This is a genomic window from Paracraurococcus ruber (genome assembly GCF_004353985.1).
In the GTDB taxonomy this organism is placed as follows: domain Bacteria; phylum Pseudomonadota; class Alphaproteobacteria; order Acetobacterales; family Acetobacteraceae; genus Paracraurococcus; species Paracraurococcus ruber.
This window is the reverse complement of record NZ_SMOA01000277.1, coordinates 1-6,631: the sequence shown is the minus strand read 5'-3', so window position 1 is coordinate 6,631 and position 6,631 is coordinate 1. Positions and strand designations below refer to the sequence as shown.

Below are 6,631 nucleotides of genomic sequence, written 5' to 3'. Positions count from 1 at the left end.
GGCGGCGCGCGAGGCGGCGACCCTGCGTGCCGGCCCGGGACGCCGTCGGCGGCCGGGCCGGTCCTGCGCCGCGCCGGCAGGATCCGCGGCCGGGAGCAGTCCGGGCCCAGGCCGGCGACGGCACCGCATGGCGGCCGGGCATGGCGGCCGGCCGCTGCGCTATTCCCGGTTCAGCCCGGCCACGCGCACCAGGTCGGTCCAGCGCGCCACATCGGCCAGGATGCGCGCCTGCATATAGGCCGGGCCGCGCTGCTCCGGCGGCGGCGCGGTGCTGGCAAGCTCCGCCAGCCGGGCCTGCAGCGCCGGATCCTGCTGCGCCGCCTCCAGCGCTTCCGCCATATGCGCCAGGATCGGCGCCGGCGTGCCGGGCGGCGCGGCGAAGGCGTTCCAGATCACCAGGTCGAAGCCGGGCAGCCCGGCCTCGGCGAAGCTTGGCACGTCCGGCAGCTGCGGGATGCGGCGCGGCGCGCTGACCGCCAGCGCCACGGCGGTGCCGCCGCGATGGCCGGGGATCATCGTCACGGTCTGGTCGATCACCGCATCCACCGTCCCGGCCGCGAGGTCCGCCAGGGCCGGCCCGGCGCCGCGATAGGCGACCAGCGTCGCCTTCAGCCCCGCCAGGTGCAGCAGGTAGCCGGGCGCCAGATGGCTGGTGGTGCCGAGCCCGGCGGTGCCGAAGGTCGCCTTCTCCCCGTTGCGGCGGATGTGGTCCAGCAGCGCCGACAGGCTGCGCAGGCCGCGCTTCGGGCTCGCCGCCAGCACCATCGGCACGTCGGCGACCAGGGTGATGGGCGCCATGTCCCGCCGCGGGTCGAAGCCCGCGCCGGGGTTGAGCGCATGCGCCACCGCCATCACGCCCATGTTGCCGAAGACCAGCGTGTTGCCGTCCGGCTCCGCCCGCGCGGCGCGCTGCATGCCGATGAGGCCGCCGGCGCCGCCGACATTCTCCACCACCACGCCGCGGCCGAGCTGCGGCGCCATGGCCTGGCCGAAGAAGCGCGCCAGCGCGTCCAGCGTGCCGCCGGGGGCGGAGGGCACCAGGATGGTCAGCGCGCGCGGCTGGTAGCCCTGTGCCAGCACGGGCGCAGGCAGCAGCGGCAGGGCCAGCGCGGCGCGGCGGCCAAGCTTCGGCGGCATGTTCGGCGTCCTCCCCGGTCCGGCCGCGGATCATGCCCCAGGCCCGGGCCGTTGCGGAAGCTTGGTCGGGCGACCGAACGCAGGCTTGACCCCCGCACCCGCCGGGGCGTTCAATCCCCGGGAGAGGGAAACGGATCGTCCCGGACCAGGCGCGCGGCGGCGGCAGGCGGCACCGCGGCGCGGTGCGGAACAGCGGCCGCGCCAGGCGGCCCAACCACGAAGGAAGCCCCGATGCACGACACGGTCATCCGCGGCGCCACCATCCTCGACGGCACCGGCAGGCCGGGCTTCGCGGGCGACCTCGCGCTCGATGGCGACCGCATCGCCCAGGTCGGCGGCAAGGCCGGGCCGGGCAGGCGTGAGATCCGCGCCGATGGGTTGCTGGTCACGCCCGGCTGGGTGGATGCGCACACCCATTACGACGGGCAGGCGACCTGGGACCCGGTGCTCGCCCCGTCCTCCTGGCACGGGGTCACCACCATCCTCTTCGGCAACTGCGGCGTCGGCTTCGCGCCGGTGCGCAAGACCCACCATGAGGAACTGATCGGCCTGATGGAGGCGGTGGAGGAGATCCCCGGCATCGCGCTCGCCGAAGGGCTGCGCTGGAACTGGGAGAGCTTCCCGCAATACCTCGATGCGCTGGAGGGGATGAAGCGCACCATCGACATCGCCGCGCAGGTGCCGCACCACCCGCTGCGCGTCTATGTCATGGGCCAGCGCGCCATCGACCTGGAGCAGGCGACCGAGGACGACATCGCCGCCATGCGGCGCCTGACCGCGGAGGGGCTGCGGGCCGGCGCCTTCGGCTTCACCACCAGCCGCACCAACAGCCACAAGACGCTGACCGGCGGCATGGTGCCCAGCCGCTATTCGGCGGTGGACGAGTTGCTCGGCATCGGCCGGGCGCTGGGCGATGTCGGCCATGGCGCCTTCGGCATGAACAGCGACTTCGACATCGAGGAGACCGAGCTGTCCTGGATGACGCAGCTGGGGAAGGAGACGGGGCGTCCCGTCTGGTTCCTGCTGACCGACCGCCCCACCGACGATGCGCGCTGGCGCCGGCTGATCGAGGGCGTGAAATCCGCCCGCGCCCAGGGCGCGATGGTGACGGCGCAGGTGGCGGGCCGGCCGGTGGGCGTGCTGCTCGGCGCCGACACGGCGCTGAACCCCTTCTCCATCCGGCCGAGCTACCAGACGCTTCTCAAGCTGCCGGTCGCCGAGCGGATGGCGCGGCTGCGCGACCCTTCGGTGCGCGCCGAGATCCTGGCCGACAGGCCGAGCGAGGAATTGCTCGGGCGCCTCAGCCAGTTCCGCCAGCACATCGTCCGCCGCTGGCACCGCATGTTCAAGCTGGGCGACCCGCCGGACTACGAGCCGCCGGCGAGCGAGAGCATCGCTGCCATCGCCGAGCGGGAAGGCCGCACGCCGGACGAGGTGGCCTATGACTACATGGCGGCCGACCCGGCGAACCTGATCTTCTTCCCCGTCACCGGCTACAACATCGACAACCACGACGTCATCCACACCATGCTGACGGATGAGGCGACGGTGCTCGGCCTCGGCGATGGCGGGGCGCACTGTTCTTCGATTCTCGATGCCGGGGTGCCGACCTGGATGCTGACGCACTGGGCGCGGGACCGGCATCGCGGCCCGCGCCTGCCGCTCGAATTCGTGGTGAAGCGGCAGACCAGCGAGACGGCGGAATTCTTCGGCTTCCATGACCGCGGCGTTCTGGCGCCGGGCAAGAAGGCCGATGTGAACCTGATCGACTATGAGGGGCTGCGGCTGCACAAGCCGGAGGTCTGGTACGACCTGCCGGCCGGCGGGCGGCGGCTGATGCAGCGCGTCGAGGGCTACAAGGCCACCTTCGTCTCGGGCATGCCGGTCTTCGAGGATGGCGCGCATACCGGCGCGCTGCCGGGCAAGCTGGTGCGGGCGGGACGGGTGTAGTCGGGGAGGGCGCCGCGGGGTGCCCCTGTCCCTCCCCGAGCCCGACCTGCCAGGGGTCAGGCGACCCCTCGGCCGGCCCCAGTCAAACCCGAGATTTCCAAAGGCCCTTCGGCCTTTGGCGGATGGAGCTTGAGGAGGGCGGAGCCCTCCTCAAGCCTCGCTACTCCGCCGCAATCGCCCGCACCGGCGGCAGCTTGGCGCGGACCAGCGCCTCGTAGAGCGCGACATGGTCCTCCGCCATCCGGCGCGCGGTGAAGCGCTGCTCGAAGCGGCGGCGGATCGCGGCGCGGTCCAGCCGGTCCAGCCGCGCCACCGCCTGCGCCGCGCTCGCCTCGTCCCGCACGATGAAGCCGGTCAGCCCGTCCTCCATCACCTCGGGCACCGAGCCGTGGTCGTAGGCGATCACCGGCGTGCCGCAGGCCATGGCCTCGATCATCACCAGGCCGAAGGGCTCCGGCCAGTCGATCGGGAAGAGCAGGGCCTTGGCGTTCGACAGGAATTCCGCCTTCTGGTGGTCGCCGATCTCGCCGATGTAGTCGACATGCGGCAGCTTCAGCAGCGGCTCGATCTTCGCCTCGAAGTAGTCGCGGTCGGCGCGGTCCACCTTGGCGGCGATCTTCAGTTTCATCCCGGCGCGGCCGGCAATCTCGATGGCGCGGTCCACCCGCTTCTCCGGCGAGATGCGGCCGAGGAAGGCGAGGTAGTCGGGCCGTGCCCCCGGCGCCGGGCGCAGCAGGGTTTCCGGCAGGCCGTGATGGATGGTGCGCGCCCAGTTCGCCCAGGCCATCGGCTGGCGCTGGCTGTCGGAGATGGAGATGAGCGGCACGTCCCGGTGCAGCTCGTAATGGCCCCAGATCTCCTTCAGGTCGAGCCGGCCATGCAGCGTCGTCACATGCGGCACCGGCTGCCGGGTGAAGAGGCTGAAGGGCATGTAGTCGAGATGGAAATGCAGGATGTCGAAATCCTGCGCCCGGCGCAGCACCTTCTCGAGCATCAGGAAGACCGGGGCGTTGGGGTCGCCCACGGTCTTGTCCAGCCGCAGCGCCTGCGGGCTCATCGGCGCCAGGGTGGCGCTGGTGACGGAATCGCCGCTGGCGAAGAGGGTGACCTCGTGGCCGAGGGCCACCAGTTCCTCCGTCAGCCAGGACACCACGCGTTCCGTGCCGCCATAGAGCTTCGGCGGGACGGCTTCGGCCAGCGGCGCGATCTGCGCGATTCTCATCGAGTCGTCTTCTCCTGTCGGGTGAAACCCGCCGTGACGACCGGCGGAGGCCTTTTGGTCATCGTCATTGACCTAGAAAGGCTTTGAATCGGACAGGAAAAAGGCGCCGGCGTGGTGCCGCATGGCACTGTGTATACGCTCACGCGGTTGTTGGGCGGGCGCGGTTCGATTCGGCCGTCCCGGGTCGCGCCGGGGGCGGGAAGGGCGGGCCGCAGGCCGCCGGGACGGGTATCCGGCGGCGGCGGCGCCAGGGGCGGATCGGCCGGTCGGCGGGCGGGCCGGCGACGTGCGAATGCCGTGGGGACGCCGACGGCGATCGGGCCGGGCGGCGCGCGAATGCCACGTCGGCCCGGGCCCGACCATGCCAGGATCCCGCCGCGGGCGGGCGAAGGGTGGCCCTCCGCGGCATCGGGCGAAGGCGTGCGGGGCGCCCCGGGGGAGGGCCGGCTGCGCGCCCGGCACGGGCATCGCGCCGGTCGGCGTCCGGGGGCCGCCCGACGGCATCAGGCCCGGCCCGCCACGCGCTGGTGCCGGGGCGAATGGCGGTCCGCGCCGCGTGCCTCGGTCGGCCGCCGCGCCGCGTTTCGACAGCAGGCGGGACGCCGCCGCGGCGGGGCGGACCGTCCGCCGCCCTGGGGCCCCGCGGCGTGCGTCGCGCGAGGCGAGAGCCGCGTCCGCGGCTCCAGCCGCTCAGGTGGCCGGGCGGGGCTCCACCGCCGGCAGCAGCGGGACCGGCGCGGCACGCTCCCGCGCCGGGCTGCCCAGCCGCAGCGCCAACGGGACGGCCGGCAGGCAGAGCGCCGCCATGACCCAGAAGGCGCCGGCGCCGGCCATCGCATAGAGCGGCCCGGCCACCAGGGTCAGCAGCGCCCCGCCCAGGCCGGGGCCCAGGGTCGCCTGCAGCGCGAAGCCGGTGGCGGCCTCCGACTCCGGCACCTCCTCCGCCAGCAGGCGGATCGTCGCCAGGTGCAGCGCGGCGAAGGTCAGGCCGTGCAGCGGCTGCAGCGCGAATTGCAGCATCGGCTCGGCGGTCATGGCCATCGCCGCCCAGCGCAGCCCGGCGGCGCCGGCCGAGAGTGCGGCCAGCCGCGCCGGCCCCAGCCGCCGCAGCAGCCAGGGGCCGAGGAGGAGGAAGACCGCGACCTCGGCCCCGACGGCGATGGCCCAGAGCAGGCCGATCGCTTCCGGCGCCAGCCCCGCCTCCTGCCAGCGCAGGGTGGCGAAGGCGCCGTAGAGGGCGTGGCTGCCCTGCACGAGGCCGCTGACCAGCAGCAGGCGGCGGAAGCCGGGCCGGGCCAGCAGCCGCCTCGCGGCGCCGGGTTCCCGGCGGCCGGCGGGGACGCGGGCCGGCCGCGGCGGCGGCATGGGCAGGGCCAGCACCGCCAGCGCGCCCAGCGCCAGCAGCCCGGCATTCAGCCAGACCACCCAGACCAGGCCGCCATCCGCCACCGCCACCCCGGCCAGCAGCGTGCCGCCGACGAAGGCGGCGGAGCCGGCGCCGCGCACCAGGCCGTAGCGGCCGCCGGCCGCCAGCGCATCGGCCAGCGGGTTCACCGGCGCCAGCGCGGCCGAGACCAGCAGGTGCACCAGCAGCAGGGCGGCCAGGCCGCCGGCCAGGGCATAGCCGCAGCCGAGCAGCGCCGAGGCCAGGAGCGCGCCGCAGAGCAGCAGGCGGGGCGCCCCGAAGCGGTCGGCCGCGGCGGCGGCCAGCGGGGCGGAGAGCAGCCGCATGGCCGTCCCGGCCGCCAGCACCAGGCCGAGCGCGCTGGCCGACAGCCCGCCCTCGGCCAGCAAGGCGGGCAGGAAGGGCGCTTCCACGCCATAGGCGGCGAAGACCAGGGCAAAGAGCAGCAGATGGCGCGCCAGGACGCCCCGGGTAGCGGAACCGCCGGCGCCGGGCCGGGAAGCGGACGGGAAATCCTGATGCGCCATGTCGTGCCGCCGAATGCAATCTGAACGTGTATATTGTGTTCTGATAGCGGCAAACAAGGCAAGAATAAGGCGCCTGCCATAATCGGGTCCCGTGCGCTTCGGCACGCGGCATGGCGGCGGCGCCACAATCCGCCGGGCCACAGGCTGCCGCGCGAAGATGACCGGAGAACGGATGCGGCGGCCGCGCCCCTGGGGGCGGGAAGGGCGAGCCGGCGAGGCGGAAGCGGCGGGGGGGGGGGGAGGCGCACCGGGACGGCGCATGCCCGGGCGGCCCGCGGCGGACCTGCCACATTCCACTGCCGTGATCCGTGGGGGCAGACGGGCGCGGCCGCCGGAGGCGCGGCGGGCCGCCGCGGGCGCGCCCGGCCGCCAGCCCGCCGGTGCTTCGCG

The 6,631-nt window shown here is 74.3% G+C and carries 4 protein-coding genes; 1 reads left to right on the top strand and 3 read right to left on the bottom strand.

What is annotated here, in order from left to right; genetic code table 11:
* Positions 1-159: 159 nt before the first annotated feature.
* Entirely contained in the window at positions 160-1,137 is a 978-nt protein-coding gene (locus E2C05_RS26855) for a Bug family tripartite tricarboxylate transporter substrate binding protein (RefSeq protein WP_133222727.1), read from the bottom strand.
* A 231-nt stretch (positions 1,138-1,368) separates the two neighbouring features.
* Between E2C05_RS26855 and E2C05_RS26850 the strand changes: the two genes are divergently transcribed.
* Positions 1,369-3,087 (top strand): N-acyl-D-amino-acid deacylase family protein, encoded by a 1,719-nt coding sequence (locus E2C05_RS26850; protein ID WP_133222726.1) that lies wholly within the window; start codon positions 1,369-1,371, stop codon positions 3,085-3,087.
* 160 nt (positions 3,088-3,247) lie between these two features.
* Here E2C05_RS26850 and E2C05_RS26845 read toward each other — a convergent pair whose 3' ends face one another.
* Positions 3,248-4,309 carry a glycosyltransferase family 4 protein gene (locus tag E2C05_RS26845; protein ID WP_133222725.1) on the bottom strand — a complete coding sequence of 354 codons (1,062 nt, stop codon included), beginning with the start codon at positions 4,307-4,309 and terminating at the stop codon, positions 3,248-3,250.
* Positions 4,310-4,999: 690 nt separating this feature from the next.
* Positions 5,000-6,241 carry an MFS transporter gene (locus tag E2C05_RS26840; protein WP_133222724.1) on the bottom strand — a complete coding sequence of 414 codons (1,242 nt, stop codon included), beginning with the start codon at positions 6,239-6,241 and terminating at the stop codon, positions 5,000-5,002.
* Positions 6,242-6,631: the final 390 nt, after the last annotated feature.

Bases quoted from the DNA above. Each gene is read 5' to 3' on its own strand.
- E2C05_RS26855 (WP_133222727.1), bottom strand. From the start codon at position 1,137: ATGCCGCCGAAGCTTGGCCGCCGCGCCGCGCTGGCCCTGCCGCTGCTG.
- E2C05_RS26840 (WP_133222724.1), bottom strand. From the start codon at position 6,241: ATGGCGCATCAGGATTTCCCGTCCGCTTCCCGGCCCGGCGCCGGCGGT.
- E2C05_RS26850 (WP_133222726.1), top strand. From the start codon at position 1,369: ATGCACGACACGGTCATCCGCGGCGCCACCATCCTCGACGGCACCGGC.
- E2C05_RS26845 (WP_133222725.1), bottom strand. From the start codon at position 4,309: ATGAGAATCGCGCAGATCGCGCCGCTGGCCGAAGCCGTCCCGCCGAAG.